This is a genomic window from Acidovorax sp. SDU_ACID1 (assembly GCF_045291395.1).
GTDB lineage: Bacteria > Pseudomonadota > Gammaproteobacteria > Burkholderiales > Burkholderiaceae_C > MR-S7.
In genome coordinates this window covers 4,749,391-4,766,859 of sequence record NZ_CP152342.1, presented here as the reverse complement: position 1 = coordinate 4,766,859, position 17,469 = coordinate 4,749,391, and the positions used below count along the sequence as shown (strand labels likewise).

The window sequence follows — 17,469 nt, the reverse complement described above, 5'->3', positions numbered from 1 at the left end:
TTTTGCGAATCCGCATCGCGGAAAACACGCTTTGCCATGGATCAGGAACTGTGTTCAAATCGCGGCCTTCAAGGGGGAGTAGCTCCCCGTGGGCAGGCGCCTTCGCAAGCAGGGCCGCATGCCGACGGATGTCAGGTCGTCAAGACGAAGCCATGCGCTTCCGGCCTGCCAGGCGCGGTCACCGCCGCCGCCGAGCAAGACCTTTGAGCCACTGGCAACCCATGGTCGGCTCAAGGCGTCCCCCTTCCCCTGCAAGCAGGCAGGCGCGCCCCCCTTCCAGAGTGCCCGGTAATTGAACGCAACCGGTTCCCCCGAACCGGCATTCGACCAACAAGGTATTCACAACATGGATTTGGACTTTCTCACCCACGCGCCGTTCTGGATCGCCCTGGGGCAGATCATCATCATCGACATCCTGCTGGGCGGCGACAACGCGGTCGTGATCGCACTGGCCTGCCGCAAGCTGCCAGCGGCCCAGCGCACCAAGGGCATCATCTGGGGCACGGCCGGCGCCATCATCCTGCGCGTCGTCCTCATCATCTTCGCGATGACGCTGCTGAACCTGCCCTTCCTGAAGGTGGTGGGCGCCATCCTGCTGGTATGGATCGGCGTGAAGCTGCTGGCACCCGACGAAGACGGGCACGGCAACGTGGCCGAGAGCGACAAGCTGCTGGCCGCCATCAAGACCATCATCGTGGCCGACCTGGTCATGTCCGTGGACAACGTGATCGCCATCGCCGGTGCCGCGCAGAGCTCGGGCGAGCACTCCACCCTGCTGGTGGTGCTGGGCCTGCTGATCTCCATTCCCATCATCGTCTGGGGCTCGCAGCTGGTCATCAAGCTCATGGAACGCTTCCCCTTCATCATCGTGGCCGGCGGCATGCTGCTGGGCTGGATCGCGGGCGGCATGCTGGTGACCGACCCCGTGTTCGTGAACCCCGACAAGTGGCAGTGGATGCCCAAGCTGGGCAGCGTGGACGAGCAGGGCCTGGCCGTGATCTCGCGCACCCTGTACTGGTCCGCACACATCGCCGGCGCCCTGCTGGTGCTGGCAATCGGCAAGGCCATCATGGCGCGCCGCGCGCCGGCCGAGCCGGCGCAGCACGGTTGAAGAGCGGCACGGCAGAGCAAGGGGCCGCCATGCACAAAGCCATCGTGTACATCGACGACGCTGCCCACGCGCGGCAGGTCCTCGCGCCGCTGGTCACGGGTGCGCAAGCCGCCACGACCCACTGGGTGCTGGTGGCCTGCGCCCCGCGCATGACGCACCGCATCAGCAAGTGGGTGAGCCACAGCGCGCGGGAAAACTGGCGCGCCAAGTGGGCCGACAAGCTCTTCGCGCAGGTACAGCCCTGGGTGGAAGCCGCTGGCGGCCCCGTGAGCACCGTGCTGGCCAAAGGCCCGCTGCCTGAACTGCTCGTCCAGTTGCAGGCCGAGCATGGCGCCGGCATCCCGGTGGTGGATGCCCGCCGGCCCAAGGTGGAGCAAGAGGCGCAGGCGCCCGCTCCGGTGGCCACACCTCAGCCGGCCAGCACCACCGTCGTCACCCGCAAGCCGCCGCGCCGCTGGTCGGTGCCGGGCTCACTCACCAGCCTGGGCCTGCTGTTCATGCTGGCCACGGACTGACAGCGTCGCCCGCGGGTCCGGTGCTATGCTGGGCCCCATGCGACTACTGCTCAAATGGCTGCTGAGCGCAGCCGCCCTGCTCTGCGTGGCCTACATCTACAGCGGCGTGGAAGTGCGGAGCTTCGGCTCCGCCCTGCTGGCCGCATTCGTCATTGGCCTGTTCAACGCGGTGCTGCGCCCGGTGCTCGTGATCCTCACGCTGCCGGTCACCATCGTCACCATCGGGCTGTTCCTCTTCGTCATCAACGCCCTCATGTTCTGGGGCGCCGCCTCGGTGCTGGGCGACGGCTTCCAGGTCCAGGGGTTCACGGCGGCGCTGATCGGCTCGCTGATCTACTCGGCGCTGGGCCTGCTCATCGAATCAGCGCTCGGCGGCCTGTTCCTTCAGAAGTGACTGCACGGCACGCAGCCGCGTGTCGATGATCGACGCCTCGATGTAGTCGAACCCCGCCCCCCGCGCCGCGCCATGTCCTGCCCCGCCTTGAAGCGGTCCACCGCCGCAGCATAGTCGTAGCGCGCCACTTGCGCCTCGGCATCGGCGCGCACCGCGCGCAGCGGCTGGTTCTGCTGCTGCCACGCCTGCGACAGTGCCTGCCATGCGCCCGCATCGCGCGGGTGCGTGGCCACCCAGGTCTGCAGCGTGCCCGTCATCTCGGCCGCGCGGCCGGTGCGCAGCAGGGCCTGGGTGCGCAGCAGCATCTCCGGACGCGCCGCGGCCTGCGCGTCCGCTTCGTCCAGATAGGCCAGCGCCGCCTGGGGCTGGCCGGCGGCCAGTTCCACCTCGGCCCCCAGCAGCCGCGCCTGGCGCGCTCCCGCCGCATCGCCCTGCACATCGGCCTGCAGGCCGCGCAGCGCCTTGCGTGCCGCGTCCATGTCCTGGAGCTGTAGCGCGCTCAGCGCGGCCGCATACCGGGCCGCCACGCGCTGCGCCACGGGCCGCGCGGCGAAGCCTGCATCCTGCGGCTCGGCCACCCATTGGCGCCACGCATCTACGCCAGGGCGCATCAGCACGCGGGCGCGGGCGGACATCATCACGTGCTCCAGCGTGGCGGGCGCGGGCTTGGCCGCATCGGACCCGACGCGGCTGTGCATGTCGGCAATGCGCTGCGTGGTCAGCGGGTGGCTGCGCAAATAGGGCCAGCTGCCGTTGTCGTTGATACGGTTGGCCTGCTGCAGCTTGTCGAACATGCTCACGAAGCCCTGCGGCGCGAAGCCCGCGGGTGCCATCAGGCCATAGCCCACGCGATCGGCCTCGCGCTCCATGTCGCGCGAGAAATTGAGCTGGTTCTGCACCGCCAGCGCCTGCCCGCCCACCATCAGCGCCTGCGCCGCGTCCGGGCTGCGGCTGGCCGCCAGCGCGCCCAGGATCATCGCGCCCAGCATCAGCGGCGTCTGCCGGCCCTGCTGCGCAATCAGCCGCGCAATATGCCGCTGCGTAACGTGACTCAACTCGTGCGCCAGCACCGAGGCAAGCTCATCGCGCGTGCCCACCACGGCGATCAAGCCCAAGTGCACGCCAAAATACCCCCCCGGCAAGGCAAAGGCATTCACCGTACGGTCGCGCCCCAGCAGGATGTCCCACGCGAAACGCTCCTCCAGCTCGGGCGACAGCTCGCCACGCGCCTTGGCGGCCTGCACCAGGGAGCGGAACAGGCCCTGCACATATTCGTTGAGAACCGCATCGTCGATGTAGTCAGGGTCGCGGTACAGCTCGCGGATGATGCTGTCGCCCAGCTTGCGCTCGGCGCTGGTCGTGATTTCCGCGCCGTCACCCAGCGTGGGCAACGCGGTCTGCGCCAGGGCGCAAGGTGTCTGGACAGCCCCCATTGCTACGAAAAAAGAAGCTGCCAGCGCGCGCCCCATATGCCCTAAAGGCCTTTTTGGCTTGAAACTTTGCACGAAACTCCTCTGTCCAGTCCTGCGGCACATCGCCGTATGATGCCCCGGCCCGATGAATGTTCGCGCCCGTTTGTAACCCGCCATGCCCACACCCGCTTCCCCTCTCACCCATTTCGACGCCCAAGGCCAGGCCCACATGGTGGACGTAGGAACCAAGCTTGCCACCCATCGGGTCGCTATCGCCACCGGCCGCATCACCATGCAACCTGCCACGCTGGAGCTGGTGGCATCGGGCACTGCGAAGAAGGGCGACGTGCTGGGTGTGGCACGCATCGCCGGCATCATGGCCGCGAAGAAAACGAGTGAGCTGATTCCTCTGTGCCACCCCCTGGCCCTGACCCGTGTGGCGGTGGATTTCGAGTTGCTGCATGCGGAAAACGCCGTGCAATGCACCGCCACCGTGGAAACCTTAGGGCCCACGGGCGTGGAAATGGAAGCGCTGACCGCCGTGCAGGTAGCGCTGCTCACCATCTACGACATGTGCAAGGCGGCGGACAAGCGCATGGTGATGACCGGCGTGCAGATGCTGGAGAAGCACGGGGGCAAGTCGGGGAGCTTTGTGGCCTGATGCGGGCCACGGAGTGTGGGTGGCCTGCCCGGAGGGACTCGAACCCCCGACCTATTGCTTAGAAGGCAATTGCTCTATCCGGTTGAGCTACGGGCAGTGAGGGCGGATCATACGGGGAAAGCTAGGTGGTCCGATCCACCCTATATCCGCATTGCCCGATGACATCCATATTTTGCCGAACCCGTCCCCCTTCGCCATGAGAACCCATCAAGCCCTCGACGAACACAGCCTGCAATTACACCAGCTCATCGCTGGCAAGCTGCGCCAACAACCGCATTTGTTCGAGCAGGTCACGGCCACCCTGAACCACTGGCAAGGCTGCGCAGACGTGCGCAGCCCTACGTGGAACACTGGCAGAAATTGGCGCGGCAAGGACTGGAGGCATGCCTTGATGCCGCCACCCAAACCACCGAGCAAGGACAAGCCTTGCGCCAAGCATCCCCTTCGCGGGCGTATTGACGCACAAGGAGCGGTTCGCCTTCTTGCGCCAATGGGCCGAGGAGCACAAGCATGCGGCGCGCTGAACTGGAACACATCATCCGCGCCGTATCGGCCATAACCAGTCCGCCCTGAACAATTCCGTTCTCAGCCGCAGGCGGGCTCGCGGCGACCGGGCGCGAAGAGCAGTGCTGCGATGACCGCCTGCATCGACAATCCGAAGCGGGCGCATAGAAGCCGCAGTGCGGCCAGGATCAAGCGCAGGTTGTGCCCGGCGCCGCACATCACCGCGTGCAGCGCATCGCCCAGCGCCCCCTTGAGCGGGTTGCGCCCCAGCCGTCCGTCCATCTTCATGTGCCCAATCGCTGGTTCGATGGCGCTTCTTCGTTTGATCATCGCTTTGAGCGTCCTCGTGATGCCTCGCTTCTGACCCGAGCGCAGGATGCGCACGCCTTCGATCTCCACGCCCCGATAGCCCTTGTCCACGATGGCCGTGGCCGGCAGCCTGTCTGTGCCGGTGAGGATGCCCACTTGCTCCAGCGTCTCGGCCAGAGTGTGGCCGTCGTAGGGGTTGCCGGGCATGGATCGCATGTCCACCACCAGACCTTCCTTCAACGTGGTGGCGGTGCTGACCTTCACGCCGAACTCGTACGGTGTCCTGGCCTTGCTTTTGGAGAAGCATTCCACCTCGGGCGCATGCAGGGCGTACAGCTTGTGCTTATCCTTCGTCCTTTGGGTCAGGATGCGGCCGGTGCGCTGCAGCAGGTCATGGACCCGGGCCTTGGCCGCTTCGGGTAGTCCATGCACTTGACGGGCGACTTCACGATGCACGCGGCCGACACGAGTGCGCAGCGTGCGCACAGCCTTGTGCATCCGCTTGAACTGCTTGGCGTGCGCATACCGCCCGATCTGCGCAGCCAGGCGTGGCGCCACGTGGTTGTAGTTCTGGCGCAACCGCAGGCCGTGTTCCTCAGCCACCTTCACCAGATGCTGGCGACTCTTGTCCAGCAGCCGGCTGTCAGTGGGATGGGCAATGGCCTTGGGCATGACGGTGGTGTCCACGATGACTTGCTGCACGCTGGAGAGCTTGACAACACCACCACGCCGGGCGGCATCGATGCTGGCCGCCAGCAGCGTCTCCACGCCTTCCTCTCCAACGCGCTTTCTCCAGCGCGTCAGGCTGGACGGGTCGATAGGCAGTTCGGTCTGCAGATAGGTCTCGCCGCAGAAGAACTGCCAGTACGGGTTCTCCACCCAGGTGTTCACCACGGCTTCGTCGGAGGCATCGAAGGTGTGCTGCAGGTACAGCAGCCCGGCCACCAGGCGCGGTGGCAAGGCGGGCCGGCCACGGCCCGAAGTGAATGAGACCGCGAACGTGCGCTCGATCTCGTCCCAGTCGATCAACCCGGCCAGGCGCACCAGCGGGGGCTTCATATTGATCTGCTCGTCCAGCCGGCGACGGAACAGTTCGGCTGTCTGTGGCTGCGAAGGCTTCGGACCCATCGGACTCCCCGGAACAATTTGCAAGAAAACAGGTACTGGCAAAACCATACCTTGCAAATCCTTCGCCCATCAACCCGCAGAACTACGCATCGGATCAACAGCTTGCGAGTTGTTCCAAGGCGGACCTTTTAGGGGTTTCCAAAAGCATCCGCAGACTGCCGCTCAACCGATGGGGAAGCAAAATTAATCCGCTCCGCCTCCACCACCAGCGGCATATTGCGAACCTGTATTTGAATCGCACCAATGTATTCTCCGAGCAGGCCCATGAAGAACAACTGAATGGCACCGAGGAAAAAAATTCCGATCAGAACAGGGGCCATACCGAAGGTAAAGCTATCCCAAAACAGCAGTTTTGCAAAAAAATAACCAATTGCCACCAAAAAACTAATGCAAGAGAGAAAAAAACCAAGCATTGTCATCATACGCAGTGGTATGCGAGAATGCTTAGTAACACCCAGCATTGCAAGATCATATAAGCTATAGAAACCCTGACTGCTCACGCCTCGTGCACGTCGTGGCTGTGCGAAGGAGACGGTGGCAATCGGGTAGCCAATTTCACATACGAGGCCCCGTGCATAAGGATAAGGGTCGTTGATACGACGCAGCACATTGAGTACCCTGCGATCATACAAGCCAGCACCCGTCGCATTCTTGACAAGTGGAATCTCGGAAATCTTGTTGATGAAATTATAATAAACTTTGCGCACCAGCATCATCAACGCCGGCTCATCACTCGTCGGCTTGACGGCCATCACTATCTTGAAGCCCTCTTCCCATTTTTTTATGAAATCGACTATCAGCTCCGGTGGATCTTGCAAGTCGCCTGCGATAACGACCGCACAATCCCCGCTGGCCTGCAGCAAGGCGTGATACGGTGAGCGGATATGACCGAAATTACGGGCATTGAATATAACCTTGAGTCGCGGGTCGTTGGCGGCCAGAGCGCGCAGCAGTGCCGGCGTGCGGTCTTGTGAGCAGTTGTCTATGCAAATATGCTCATAATCGTAGGGAAGCACCTGCATCAGCGTCCGGACACGGTGGCACAGTTCCTCTACATTATCCTCCTCGTTGAACAAGGGTGTGACAATGCTGATCACTTTAGGCTTGTCGAAAGACATAATTCCTGTTCAATATGTAGGACAGAACAGCGCAGGGAAGAATCAAAAACAAACCGCCCACCCATGCGTGAACACCGAAAAAAAGAAATATTTTCAACCCGAGAATATTGACCGCGTATACGAGTGCGTAAACCATAACAAACCTAGGAAGCCGACGAAGCTCCCTGCCTCCAAAAACTATGCACCCGGTGGCTATGAAGTTGAAAAAAATACCAAGCACCGTCGCCAAGCCAGCCGCCAGGGCATAGTGCATTCCCGACCACAATGCGATCAAGAACACACTGTAGCCAAAGGCCGTGTTCACCGCACCGACCAGCAGGAACTTGAAGAGCCTGGCACGGTCCGCCTGTATTCCGGGAGGCAGTCGCATGTTTTTCCTTGGTACCCATCCCACTTTTTGCACCTCAGAATGCCAGCCCTTTGCGCTCCGCCAATCTGGATGCATTCATAGGCGTTGATTTCCGCAACAGGGCCTGAACGCCATGGGAACTGACACGGGCAAAATAATGTGGGGCGAAAATATTTTTGGCGCGTGGATTTTCCGCCCGGATCGCTTCTGGCAGGTATTGGTTTCTGGCTTGCCAGCGGGGCTCCAGCAGCGCACGTGCAGGCTCCTGCAAAGCACCCAGTGCGCCAATGATAAGCACGCACGCCAATGCCGCGCGCATGAACGCATGCGACGACTGCAGAAGTGCCTTCACGGACGCCAGAGACAACACCATCAGCGACGGAATAGATGAACGCATGGCCAGATCATTATTAGGGCCGTAATGATAAAAAAGGCAGAAAAAACAGCACACACACAGCAATGCCCAGAGGCCAACTGATGCGCAAGATACCCAGCAGAAGGAGCACCAAGAAACCAAATTCGAGCATGCAAAACAGCGCATACCACAAAGCGAAAACATCAAAAAACATGAAGGGAAACACCTCCATTTGCCAGCCATGCGGAACGGAGGATGCATCCATACCCAAATACTGGGCCATCACCAATGCAAGGGGGGCGAACGGAAGACAGGTGCGCAGTGAAAACAGCAGACGGGAATCCCTGCGCCATGCCAGTCCCAACAGGAAAAAAGGCAGCAAGCCAATCGCGGCAAGTGGCGACCACAGAGGAACGACGGTCAGCAGCAGCGGCGCCGTGCGCGCTAACGTTGTATGGCGCCAATGTCTGATGATAAAGGCAGTGACCAGCCAGGATGGCAAGGCATGGTTTGGCACCCAGAAAAGAAGTGTGGTGTTCGACGAATACTGGATGCCTCTCCCCCACCCCTCTATATGCTCACCCAACGTCGGCTCTCCATACCTCCAGAGATAGCCCAGAACATCCATTCCGCCAAAAAAAGTGAGAATGAGCGCACAGAGGACGTACTGCCGCGGCGTATCGAATAATTTGCATGCGGACACCAGCACAAGCAGCCATCCCAACGCGGTCCAGAGGTAAAGCGCCATGTCTGCCGCGCTGGTTCCGAACGCATAACCGACAGCAGCGGCAGGCAGAAAATAGGCCACGGGTGCCCGAAGAATGAAAATGCCGGCACTGTCTGCATAGGTGGGCGGCCACGCCAGAACCGATAGATCATGCAGAACGGCATCACGTATGATCCAATCTGTATTGGCGTATACAAAGTGGCCTATACCTGACAGCGCGACCCATACACAAGCAAAGAGGCCCAAACCCATGAGCCATCTTCTTGAAATACCAAGACCCGTTGCGGGGCCTTGCAGGGTATAAAAAACCCCATACACCATGAGCAAAAATGCACCCACCGCATAGAGCGGCTCAAGCCAAAGGAAGAACAAAAAAATCGGAAACGCAAGATAGCCGATGGTGATACGGTCAATCCATTCCAGGCCATGACCCCGAATGATATTTCTGCTATTTTCTTGACAATCAGGCACGATCAGGCCATATTTTCCCGCGGGTTGCCAGAGCGCTCCTCATGGTATTCATCATCAACGTTGATTTCCCATATGGCACTCTTGTCGGTCTTGCCGGAAAGAATGGACTCGACGGCAAGCTTGGCAGTCAGCATCGAATGGTCTTGGTTGTTGTAGCGGTGCATACCATTGCGCCCCACCAAGAAAAGGTTGTCAAATCCATCCAGCCACTCCCTCACCCTTGGGAAATCCTTATAGGCCCCGAAATATGCCGGATACGTCTTCGGAACCCTGACCACGGTGGCATCGAGAACATCCGCCTTGTCAATCATGTCTATTTTTTCAAGCTCTTCCGAGGCAAAAGCAATCATCTCCGCATCACTCATGCTCCATAACTGATCGCCTTCCTGACAGAAGTACTCAAGGCCGAGCCACACCTTGCTCTTGTCATCAACCAAATCAGGGCTCCAGTTGTTGAAGACCTGAAGACGGCCGATGCGCACATCGCGCTCCTGAATATAAATCCAGTTGTCGGCAGGCATATTGGACGAAGACGCGGTACGAGCCTGGGCATTGGCACGCATGCGCCGCAGCAGCAGGCCGACGGTAATGAAATCGCGATAAGGCAGTTCCGATGCAATGGCGGCGACCGACATCGGCGCGGGCGGCTGCATGCCCGCCACCAGGTCCTTGATCGGCATAGTGGAAATAACATAATCTGCCGTGATCTCATTTTTTTCGCCATCGGCGTTTTCGGTGATGAGTGTGCAGACACGCCCGTTTTCATGGCGCAGCCCCGATACACGAACCCCGAAGCACAGTTCGCCCCCCCTGGCCTGCATTTGCACCGCGACCGCCTCCCACAATTGGCCAGGGCCAAGGCGGGGATAAAGAAAACGCTCGATCAGGCTGGTTTTCGTGGCCGCGGCATCTTTCTTCCACACGGTACGCCAAGCGTGCCGTACTGCCTCGGTGATTGAAAGCCCCTTGATGCGCTGCGCGCCCCATTCAGCGCTGATTTGATGGCATGCGGTTCCCCATACTTTTTCCGTATAGTCTTTGAAAAAAGTACGGTACAACTCCCCCCGAAGCGATTAATAAAGAAGTCCTCCAGGGTCTTTTCTTTCTTGCGCGGAAAAACCATTGACCACAGATAACTCAAACCAATGCGCACCAAGCGCACCGGCCCAAGATTGGCCATGGTCGTCAAATTCAGCTTGATAGGGTAATCAAAATATTTTCTCAAGAAATAAATGCGGGACAGCCGATCTCGCACCAGCATGACCTTGCCTTCGGCCTTCTCCTGCCCGCCGTCATCGGGCCTGACCATCCGGCTCTTTCCCTGGTAGGAGATCTTTACATCTGGAGAATTCGACTGAACCGGAAGAATTTCCTGCCACCAATTCATTACCCAATCGCTTTTAGAAAAAAAACGATGCCCCCCAATATCCATTCGGTTACCCTTATAGACGATGGTACGAGAAATCCCCCCCACACTTTCTGACGCCTCAATGACCAATGGTTTCATACGGCCGTCACGTGCCAGCTCCAAAGCAGCCGTCAGGCCTGCGGGGCCTGCACCCACAATGACAACAATCGGTTTCTTTTGATCTGACATTTTTGATGCTTGATATTATCAATCGAATAAAAAATTTCCACGAAACCCTGAGCGGCACCCAGCACGCTCAGAAAAGAAGCATTTTTCGCACGGAAAAATTAAAAACAAAAGTCAACCCGGCAGCAAAAAACTTGACGAACTCGAGATTGAGGCCTAGCCATAAGAATCCGATCTGCATCACCGCCTGCGTCAGCATCAGCCCAACAGCCCCAATGAGCAAAAAAATGATGAACTCTTGCCTTCCGTTCCCTTTGAACCTGCGCCAATCAAAAACCCATTTAATGCTGAGCCAGTAATTCACGCATGCACCCATCAGAAAGGCGATCCCCACAGCAAGCGGCAGGGGCAATGCCAGGATCCTTACCGCAACCGAGAGCATCCCCGTATCGACCAGCAAGGCAATGACCGCCACCAAAAAATACTTGACGAACTGCAGCGTCAGCGCAGCATGCGTGCCAGCATTCTTGGTCAGTGGCGCCTCCCCCGATTGGCCTTGTCTCATATGAAACCCTTGCATTTATATAGGTAAACCTGGGTACCAGCAGCTCCGCGGTCGAAAGAACGATCGAGCGCCCCTCAGAATATCGGACCCTTCGCTTGTCAACACCGCCACCCATTGTTTCATCAGGATGGCAGAGATAGAATTTTGAGAGGCAGCCTCTCCATGGTCGACACCCCTACAAAGGCCACAGGTCATTCGTGCGGCGGCGCCATATTGTCCGGCTTGGGACCTGACACCCTTGGAGTCTCTACTTCTCGCCAACGGGTCAATTAACTTCGAGCGTGGCAGAGTTCATGGGCCACGCCCATGTAAAACGGTTCAGCCAGCAACTGAATGCGGTGCCAGCCAAAATGGAAGCGATGCTAGCTGCCCGTACATTGACATAATTGCGGGTTAATGACCATGGGTATCGGGCTACACCAAATCTGCGCAACGGTAGAGATAGTGTGTTTTCTCGATACCCCGCACGCTGCGAAAAACGTAGCTTCCAACGGGATGAACATTGCCGGATTCATGGAGTCTCCCCGGGAAAATGACGTATTGCAGCGCAGAACCCGCCATGGCGCACATGTCCCCCACCAGTGCCGCATCCGGCAGGCAATTGGAGCGGATTTGAGCGCCTTTTTGGATGCTCTCGAAAATCATGCACAATTGCGCCTGCAGTTCCAGCGGCGCGATTGCGTCGCGTCGGCGGTATGACTCCAGCGCCGTTTCGCGGTTAAACAATAATCCACCCTGTTGTGATCCACTGAGATAGACGGCGCGATGCAGCAGCAGCCACGGCGCCAAATTTTCATTCGACCAATAGACGGTTGCATCCGGTTCGATCTTCCAGCCAAACATATCGGGATTGGCGGGCATAGATTCGATCAGATGGGTTTCCGGTGCGCGGCCATCCCAGCGCAAGACGAGGAATATGGCCAATACAGTACCCACAGTCGTCACTGGCAAACGCCAAAATTGGGCCAGCCGCTCCCAGGCCATCAATGCGGCCGCGAACAGCCCGACAGCGACGACGGGCTGAAACACTTTGGAAATTGCGATGCTTCCATCATCGCCGGCCAGAGCGATGCTTTCGTCGGTTCCTATGTAAAAAGCATGGCGTACGACAATGATCACCACGGCGGCGACCACTGCCGTGCGAAGCATGGCCTCATATCGAGTGCCAATGCGAAATTGTATGCTCGGCCAAGCGGTATACAGCAGCGCACACAGCAGTGCCGCATATGCCGTCTCAACAGGGCGAGTGGGTGCCGATAACAAAAAGGCGACCACAATAAAAATCAGCCGTGTAGGTGGCGTTCGAAAATTTGATTTTTCGAACCGTGCCCATGCACTCACTATGGCAACGAAACTTGCCACAGCGCACCAATGCAAAATCCATTGAGCACGCCAGAATTGGGTGCTTGTGGCCAGCACGAGACGCAGTCCGTCAGCGTATAGTAGCGCCACGACAAAGCCTAGTACGGCGGTCCATAGCACGGCGTCCAGCACTTTTTGCACTCGTGCAGACGCATGATCGCGTGCGAGCCGAACCAACCAGAAGTCCAGGCCTAAACGAATCCAATCAGCGACACTCCATTGCTGCAACAGAACGAAACCATTCGAATTCTCGACGGCATCCCACCAATACTCGTCATAAGTCGCAAGACCGGGCCAGGGCAAGCCCGCCCCTTGAATTCCAATGAGCAGGAGAAAACCGGCCACTAAGCCGATTAAGTAAAATTTCCTCAACCGCTCAGGAGTAGTGAATATTACCAATATGCCCGCGAGAGGAACCGCCTGCAGCGGGTGCAGCGCCGCAGCCAGCAAGCCTAAAACGCCAACAAGCCAGAATTTTTTCCGTATAAGCGCGCCCAACGCGAATATTATGAGCGGCTCGGCGAGACCGCGCGCCGTAAAATATGGTTCGGCATACGTGATTACCTGGTGATGCCCATAATACCCAGGCCAAAATATGGCGAGGCATATCGCGAACAGGCAGATCGTGCGGCTATCCTGCAACCAGGCAGAAAGGGTGTATGCGCAGGCCGCAGCGTAAAGCAGCAGCGAAAGAGCGCCGCCGAACCTCCATAGGGCACCAACGTCTGGGAAAAATCGGTTGGCGAAAGCTGCTAAGTGAGGGAAGAGCGTGAAATTAGCCTGCGAGCCATATTTAAAAAAGAGGTCATTCGAAAATGTCGACGGATCAATCACATAAAGCATTTGAGCCACATAAAGCGTGGCATCGTGGCGTATGCCTACATAACCCCGGTAGTAGGCAAGTGTTGCGATGACCAGCATGACCGCCGCCACCGCTTCAATGATTGACTGTTTTTTCATGCAGAAAAAAGGGATGGCCTTCAAGCAGGCCATCCCTTCATCGGGCTAGACAGTATTAGAACTGACCGCGGCAAGAACCCGGCAGGTACTTCTGCGGGAGGTCGGTGCCGTCGGCAGCAAGGCCGCAGCGCCAGCCAAACACCGTCACCTGAACGTCGCCATTTGCGATCGCGTTAGTTGCGTCTTTCATCGGAACCAACGTGACGGCCTTACTTGCAGCATCCTTCAGATCGGCCTTGTTGGAGGTCGTGATCGTTACTTTGCCAGCATTATTCGTAGCGACAGAATCCACATACTTGGTCACGCCACCGCTGGACTCGCAACCCCAGGCTCCAGCGGCCGGCAGCGTCGTGCCGACCGTGCTCTGCACGGTCTCGGTGATAGTGGTGCGGCAGGCGGATGCTGCCAAGATGACTTCGGACACCTTAGCGCGGACGGTGTAGTCCTGATACGCCGGCAGCGCCACGGCAGCCAGAATGCCGATGATCGCCACCACGATCATCAGTTCGATCAGGGTGAAACCTTGTTGCAGGGTGCGCTTCATAAATGACTCCTCGGGAGTTTGTGGACAAGCCCCCCGAAGAAACCGGGAGGGTGCTGTATTTCCAGCATTTTTCGTGCCAGGACGGGCATTGCAGCACACGCCCCTTTGTCCCTTCGGGCATCCACGTCCACCCCGAAGCAAGCCTCACAAAACGACACATTTGTCACCCAGGGATGTCCCTTTCGGTCAACAGGGTGTCGCCCCTGGCGCTCAAAAGCTCGCAGCGGCCGGCCGGGGAAAGAGGAGCCCCCGACCAGGAGACAAAGGTATTTTGTATGCTTTCTCCTATCTGGCAAGCGCGAATGCTCTCTTTTTTAGAGCAACTGCGGCCGCATGCGTTAGCCCTGGACAAACTCCATCTCGGTGCCCGCCAGAGCAATACGGTCGCCGCTTTGCAGGACGACGGGCTCGCCGCCAAGCGCATTGCCGTTGAGCAGCGGAAACTCCGCGCCTTCCACATGGGCCAGCACAAAGCCCTGATGCCGCTTGGTAATGGAGGCCACCGCCACGCCGGGTTTGCCGATGGTGGTGACCACCTTCAACAAGGCCACCTCGCGCCCGGCAGCGGGGCCGGAGAGGACGCGCACGGCAGCGCTGAGGACGACCGGGGCCGACGTGGCGGCCACGTGTTTCTGCGGAGCGAGAGTGCCCGGCTTGAAAAGCATGGTTTTCTCGAACCCCGGCGCTTCTTCCTCGCTCAGGAACCGGATCTTGTACTTGCCGACCTCCACGGTGTCGCCGCTGCGCAGCGCCTGGCGCTTGACGGCCTTGCCGTTGACGTAGGTTCCGTTGGTGCTGTTCAGGTCCTCGACCTCGGCTTCACCGCCCGCCAAATGGAACACCGCATGCTCGCCGCTGACGGCCAGATTGTCGATCACCACATCGTTATAAGGGCGTCGCCCCACGGCCGTGTGCTCCTTGACGAGCGGGGCTTCCTTGATGACGACTCCGTCGATAGAGACGACCAGTCTGGGCATGTTCTTTTTCCTTCTGCAGCCAATTATTCGGAAACAAAAGCAAGTTTCAGGCTCACGGCGCGCGAAGCAGCCGGGACATCAGTCCGCGTTTTCCGCCGGGCGCGGATGTCCGCACCAGCAGCACGCTGATGTTGTCGCGCCCGCCCAAGGCATTGGCCAGGTCGATCATGCGCTGTGCCTTGTCCTTCAATGGAATGGCTTGGCGGGCAATGGCGGCAAGGTCATCGTCGTCCACCATATCGGTCAGGCCGTCCGAACACAGGATGAACAGGTCCTGCTGCTCCACCGCGAATTCGTTGACCTCGATGTGCACCGTGCCTTCCACGCCCAACGCTCGCGTGACAAGGTTGCGCTGGCCTGATCTCGCAGCCTCCTCTGGGGTGAGAAGGCCCGCGTCGATCTGCTCCTGCAGCCAGGAGTGGTCCCGCGTGATCTGCTTCAGCACGCCTGCGCGCAACCGATAGCAGCGCGAGTCGCCTACGTGGCCCAGGATCAGGCGGTCACCAAGGAACACCGCCACGACCAAGGTGGTGCCCATGCCCATGTATTGAGGGTTGGCCAGCGATGCACCCAGGATAGCGTGATTGGCGTTGTCCACGCAGGCTTCCATGGCTCGGCGCACGTCGGCAGCATCGGCATTCGTGCCTTGCTCCTGCAGCCAGCGGGCCATCTCCGTGCCGATGTAGGTGGTGGCCATGCCGCTGGCCACTTCGCCGGCGTTGTAGCCGCCCATGCCATCGGCCAAGATGGCCAGTTGGGCCGATTCGTCGATGGCTACCGCATCTTCATTGTTCGAGCGCACGCGCCCGGTGTCCGTCAATGCGTGGAACTCGTAACTCAACTGGGGCAGAGCTTTCATAGAACATCCGAAAACCTGCCGCGCGATGAGGGGCCGGGTGGGGAGGACGGGTCCATGATCGTCTGCTGGAAATCGGCCATGGCATCGCCCGGTGCATCGGAATTCGCATCATAGACGAGGCTTTCGGCTGCTCCACGGGTTATCTGTTCAGGCAAGTACGTTTCGCAGGCGCGCAGATCCTGCGCCAGCTCGGCGCCGGTCTCATACCGGTCCTCGCGCGCCTTGGCCAGCAAGCGCGCCACGACGGCCGCCAGAGCCGGCGGCAATTCCGGGCGCACGTCGCGCAGGTTGGGAGCGGGCTCGTGGACGATGCGCTGCATCAGCTCTGCCATGGTGCGCCCCCGCAGTGGCAGAGTGCCCGTGAGCAATTGGAACAAGGTGACGCCCAACGCATACAGGTCGGAACGCCCATCCACGGCTTGTCCCATCAATTGCTCGGGCGGCATGAAGCTGGGTGTGCCCAGTACCAGGCCCGTGCGGGTCTTGTGGCCATCGGTGATGCGGGCGATACCGAAATCCATGACTTTGACCGTGTCCGTCGCTGCATCGAACATGATGTTGGCGGGCTTAATGTCACGGTGGATCACCTGGTGCGCATGGGCATAGTCCAGCGCCTCGGCAATGCGATCAGCGATACCCAACACTTGCCGCACCGGCAGCAAGCGGCCCGGCGCACAGGCAGCGGACAGGTCCTGCCCCTGCAGCCGCTCCATGGCTATGTAGGCCACGCCCTGCGCGTCGCCACTGTCGTGGATGCGCACGATGCACGGATGCTGCAAACGACCCGCTGCAGCGGCCTCGCGAAAGAACCGCTGGCGCGCCTCGTCCAGCGCGGTGCCTTCGAACTCCTGGCCCAGCGACAGAGTCTTGAGGGCGAGCTCCTGCCCTGTCGCAGGATCGCGCGCGAGGTAGACCGCCCCCATCGCGCCTCGGCCCAGGATGCATTCCGGTTGGTAAGGGCCCAGGCGTGGAAGCAGTGCTGAACCACTGCTCGGCAGGGCTTGCACTGCCGGTGCTTGAAGGGCACGCAGGGCGTGCTGGATATCCTTGGCACGCTGATGGCCTGTCCTGGCTGCTTCGTGATTCGCATCGCGCTGGAGCACATGCTTGAACACCTTGCGGGCCTTGCCCAGGTCCCGCTGACGCTCGAAGCCTCCTGCCAGCATGCACAAGCTCTGCAGCAGTTCAGGAGTTGTCGGCAGATGGCGAAAGAGGCCGAACGCCTCTTCCAACCGCCCTTGTTCCTGCAAGGCCATGCCTCGCTGGTACCGCCTCGCATGCGCCGCAGCACTACGGGACGATGGACGTTGCCCGGCCTTCCGCTGGCCGGAGGCCCATGCGCCCAACAGGCACAACGCCAGTACGCATCCCAGCAACGCCCAACGCCATTCCTGCCACAGCAGCAGCCCTCCCGCCAATACGAACAGGCAAGCGGCTGCCAAGGCCCACCCCCACCCTGGACGCACTTTCTGCGAAAGAGCCCTTGTCTTGGCCATTGCACCGACCGCCGAGCTGTTGGAAAACCTGCCTGGCTAGCAATTCACGCGCCGAGGCGCGCGCACCCTGAAACGGCCGGGGGCCGGCTTCAATCTACCATTTTTGTCACGCCATCCG

The 17,469-nt window shown here is 59.8% G+C and carries 17 protein-coding genes, 1 tRNA gene and 2 pseudogenes; 5 read left to right on the top strand and 15 right to left on the bottom strand.

All coding sequences use genetic code 11. The annotated features are described in order from the left end of the window. Nucleotides 1-346 precede the first annotated feature (346 nt). From AAG689_RS23205 to AAG689_RS23195, 3 genes are read left to right on the top strand one after another with little or no spacing between them, the layout of a single operon-like run. Nucleotides 347-1,111, top strand: coding sequence for a TerC family protein (locus AAG689_RS23205; RefSeq protein WP_020228800.1), 765 nt, complete (start codon nucleotides 347-349; stop codon nucleotides 1,109-1,111). Nucleotides 1,112-1,140: 29 nt separating this feature from the next. After that, complete coding sequence (locus AAG689_RS23200) at nucleotides 1,141-1,626, top strand: hypothetical protein (protein WP_034690886.1); 486 nt, start codon at nucleotides 1,141-1,143, stop codon at nucleotides 1,624-1,626. Between the two features lie 37 nt (nucleotides 1,627-1,663). Next, the gene (locus AAG689_RS23195) at nucleotides 1,664-2,020 is read left to right on the top strand and encodes a phage holin family protein (RefSeq protein WP_034690888.1); all 357 of its coding nucleotides are present in this window, start codon (nucleotides 1,664-1,666) and stop codon (nucleotides 2,018-2,020) included. On the opposite strand, the pseudogene AAG689_RS23190 reads toward AAG689_RS23195, so the two are convergent. Next, nucleotides 1,988-3,489, bottom strand: a pseudogene (locus AAG689_RS23190) (M48 family metalloprotease). The gene AAG689_RS23195 and the pseudogene AAG689_RS23190 sit on opposite strands and share 33 nt — an antisense overlap. Nucleotides 3,490-3,607: 118 nt before the next feature. Between AAG689_RS23190 and moaC the strand changes: the two are divergent. Beyond that, a complete protein-coding gene (gene moaC / locus AAG689_RS23185) occupies nucleotides 3,608-4,093 on the top strand; it encodes a cyclic pyranopterin monophosphate synthase MoaC (RefSeq protein ID WP_406623969.1) in 486 nt (161 codons plus the stop codon). Between the two features lie 20 nt (nucleotides 4,094-4,113). Here moaC and AAG689_RS23180 read toward each other — a convergent pair. Further along, nucleotides 4,114-4,190, bottom strand: a tRNA-Arg gene (locus tag AAG689_RS23180). Nucleotides 4,191-4,244: 54 nt separating this feature from the next. Between AAG689_RS23180 and AAG689_RS23175 the strand changes: the two genes are divergently transcribed. Then, nucleotides 4,245-4,652, top strand: a complete 408-nt coding sequence (locus tag AAG689_RS23175) for a hypothetical protein (protein WP_406623968.1) — start codon at nucleotides 4,245-4,247, stop codon at nucleotides 4,650-4,652. Between the two features lie 26 nt (nucleotides 4,653-4,678). Here the strand turns inward: AAG689_RS23175 and AAG689_RS23170 are convergent, their stop codons facing one another. The 13 genes and pseudogenes from AAG689_RS23170 to AAG689_RS23110 form a co-directional block, all read right to left on the bottom strand. Further along, nucleotides 4,679-6,034 carry an IS5 family transposase gene (locus AAG689_RS23170; RefSeq protein ID WP_406626394.1) on the bottom strand — a complete coding sequence of 452 codons (1,356 nt, stop codon included), beginning with the start codon at nucleotides 6,032-6,034 and terminating at the stop codon, nucleotides 4,679-4,681. A 128-nt stretch (nucleotides 6,035-6,162) separates the two neighbouring features. Beyond that, nucleotides 6,163-7,152, bottom strand: a complete 990-nt coding sequence (locus AAG689_RS23165) for a glycosyltransferase (RefSeq protein ID WP_406623967.1) — start codon at nucleotides 7,150-7,152, stop codon at nucleotides 6,163-6,165. After that, on the bottom strand, nucleotides 7,133-7,522 hold the full coding sequence (locus AAG689_RS23160; protein ID WP_406623966.1) for a GtrA family protein: 390 nt from the start codon (nucleotides 7,520-7,522) through the stop codon (nucleotides 7,133-7,135). The genes AAG689_RS23165 and AAG689_RS23160 overlap by 20 nt, the downstream gene beginning before the upstream one ends. 34 nt (nucleotides 7,523-7,556) lie before the next feature. Next, nucleotides 7,557-7,898, bottom strand: a complete 342-nt coding sequence (locus AAG689_RS23155) for a hypothetical protein (RefSeq protein WP_406623965.1) — start codon at nucleotides 7,896-7,898, stop codon at nucleotides 7,557-7,559. Between the two features lie 13 nt (nucleotides 7,899-7,911). Then, nucleotides 7,912-9,054 carry a hypothetical protein gene (locus AAG689_RS23150; protein ID WP_406623964.1) on the bottom strand — a complete coding sequence of 381 codons (1,143 nt, stop codon included), beginning with the start codon at nucleotides 9,052-9,054 and terminating at the stop codon, nucleotides 7,912-7,914. A gap of 2 nt (nucleotides 9,055-9,056) precedes the next feature. After that, the gene (locus AAG689_RS23145) at nucleotides 9,057-10,112 is read right to left on the bottom strand and encodes an FAD-dependent oxidoreductase (RefSeq protein ID WP_406623963.1); all 1,056 of its coding nucleotides are present in this window, start codon (nucleotides 10,110-10,112) and stop codon (nucleotides 9,057-9,059) included. Between the two features lie 23 nt (nucleotides 10,113-10,135). Continuing rightward, a pseudogene (locus AAG689_RS23140) lies at nucleotides 10,136-10,651 on the bottom strand (NAD(P)-binding protein); the annotation flags it as partial. Nucleotides 10,652-10,718: 67 nt separating this feature from the next. After that, on the bottom strand, nucleotides 10,719-11,153 hold the full coding sequence (locus AAG689_RS23135; protein WP_406623962.1) for a GtrA family protein: 435 nt from the start codon (nucleotides 11,151-11,153) through the stop codon (nucleotides 10,719-10,721). 414 nt (nucleotides 11,154-11,567) lie between these two features. After that, complete coding sequence (locus AAG689_RS23130) at nucleotides 11,568-13,499, bottom strand: hypothetical protein (protein WP_406623961.1); 1,932 nt, start codon at nucleotides 13,497-13,499, stop codon at nucleotides 11,568-11,570. Between the two features lie 31 nt (nucleotides 13,500-13,530). Then, entirely contained in the window at nucleotides 13,531-14,019 is a 489-nt protein-coding gene (locus tag AAG689_RS23125) for a pilin (protein WP_406623960.1), read from the bottom strand. Between the two features lie 338 nt (nucleotides 14,020-14,357). Further along, a complete protein-coding gene (locus AAG689_RS23120; RefSeq protein ID WP_406623959.1) occupies nucleotides 14,358-14,996 on the bottom strand; it encodes an FHA domain-containing protein in 639 nt (212 codons plus the stop codon). A 52-nt stretch (nucleotides 14,997-15,048) separates the two neighbouring features. Beyond that, nucleotides 15,049-15,855 (bottom strand): Stp1/IreP family PP2C-type Ser/Thr phosphatase, encoded by an 807-nt coding sequence (locus tag AAG689_RS23115; protein ID WP_406623958.1) that lies wholly within the window; start codon nucleotides 15,853-15,855, stop codon nucleotides 15,049-15,051. Further along, nucleotides 15,852-17,111: a protein kinase domain-containing protein gene (locus tag AAG689_RS23110; protein WP_406623957.1), complete on the bottom strand. Its 1,260-nt coding sequence runs from the start codon at nucleotides 17,109-17,111 to the stop codon at nucleotides 15,852-15,854. The genes AAG689_RS23115 and AAG689_RS23110 overlap by 4 nt, the downstream gene beginning before the upstream one ends. Nucleotides 17,112-17,469: the final 358 nt, after the last annotated feature.

What these genes read in the sequence shown, in the direction of transcription:
- AAG689_RS23205 (WP_020228800.1), top strand. Translation starts at nt 347, where the DNA reads ATGGATTTGGACTTTCTCACCCACGCGCCGTTCTGGATCGCCCTGGGG.
- AAG689_RS23200 (WP_034690886.1), top strand. Translation starts at nt 1,141, where the DNA reads ATGCACAAAGCCATCGTGTACATCGACGACGCTGCCCACGCGCGGCAG.
- AAG689_RS23195 (WP_034690888.1), top strand. Translation starts at nt 1,664, where the DNA reads ATGCGACTACTGCTCAAATGGCTGCTGAGCGCAGCCGCCCTGCTCTGC.
- moaC (WP_406623969.1), top strand. Translation starts at nt 3,608, where the DNA reads ATGCCCACACCCGCTTCCCCTCTCACCCATTTCGACGCCCAAGGCCAG.
- AAG689_RS23170 (WP_406626394.1), bottom strand. Translation starts at nt 6,034, where the DNA reads ATGGGTCCGAAGCCTTCGCAGCCACAGACAGCCGAACTGTTCCGTCGC.
- AAG689_RS23165 (WP_406623967.1), bottom strand. Translation starts at nt 7,152, where the DNA reads ATGTCTTTCGACAAGCCTAAAGTGATCAGCATTGTCACACCCTTGTTC.
- AAG689_RS23160 (WP_406623966.1), bottom strand. Translation starts at nt 7,522, where the DNA reads ATGCGACTGCCTCCCGGAATACAGGCGGACCGTGCCAGGCTCTTCAAG.
- AAG689_RS23155 (WP_406623965.1), bottom strand. Translation starts at nt 7,898, where the DNA reads ATGCGTTCATCTATTCCGTCGCTGATGGTGTTGTCTCTGGCGTCCGTG.
- AAG689_RS23135 (WP_406623962.1), bottom strand. Translation starts at nt 11,153, where the DNA reads ATGAGACAAGGCCAATCGGGGGAGGCGCCACTGACCAAGAATGCTGGC.
- AAG689_RS23125 (WP_406623960.1), bottom strand. Translation starts at nt 14,019, where the DNA reads ATGAAGCGCACCCTGCAACAAGGTTTCACCCTGATCGAACTGATGATC.
- AAG689_RS23120 (WP_406623959.1), bottom strand. Translation starts at nt 14,996, where the DNA reads ATGCCCAGACTGGTCGTCTCTATCGACGGAGTCGTCATCAAGGAAGCC.
- AAG689_RS23115 (WP_406623958.1), bottom strand. Translation starts at nt 15,855, where the DNA reads ATGAAAGCTCTGCCCCAGTTGAGTTACGAGTTCCACGCATTGACGGAC.
- AAG689_RS23110 (WP_406623957.1), bottom strand. Translation starts at nt 17,111, where the DNA reads ATGGCCTTGCAGGAACAAGGGCGGTTGGAAGAGGCGTTCGGCCTCTTT.